Raw genomic sequence first — 395 nt, 5'->3', positions numbered from 1 at the left:
GGGCCGGCGCACCTGGCCGCGGCCGTGGGCACGCCGGTCGTGTCCCTGTTTGCGCCGGTGGTTCCGGCGGTCCGCTGGGCACCGTACAAGGTTCCGGTGGAGCTGCTCGGGGACCAGCAGGCGCCCTGCCGGCTCAGCCGGGCGCGCAACTGTCCGGTTCCCGGCCATCCCTGCCTGTCCCAGGTGGCCCCCGAAGAAGTGCTCGAGGCTGTACAGCGGCTGACCCGCGGCGTGACGTACTTGTCCGCCAGGAGAAAGACGAGGAACGCATGAAGATCCTGCTTTGGCATGTCCACGGCGGCTGGACCGACGCTTTTGTCCGCGGCCGCCACGAATACCTGTTGCCCGCGACGGCGGAGGGCGGGCCGTGGGGCCTGGGCCGCGCCGGCCGCGAC

The 395-nt window shown here is 72.2% G+C and carries 1 protein-coding gene and 1 pseudogene; both read left to right on the top strand.

Translation table 11 applies throughout. The features are described 5' to 3' along the window. Positions 1–273: glycosyltransferase family 9 protein (locus AC5RUJ_RS18585; RefSeq protein ID WP_494156553.1), on the top strand; the 273-nt coding region annotated here is incomplete at its 5' end. Continuing rightward, positions 270–395, top strand: a pseudogene (locus tag AC5RUJ_RS18580) (glycosyltransferase family 1 protein); the annotation flags it as partial. The gene AC5RUJ_RS18585 and the pseudogene AC5RUJ_RS18580, both read left to right, overlap by 4 nt.

It is taken from the genome of Arthrobacter sp. Y3223164 (assembly GCF_059091005.1).
Note: the sequence above shows the minus strand (reverse complement) of the source record. Positions and strands in the feature narration are given on the sequence as shown.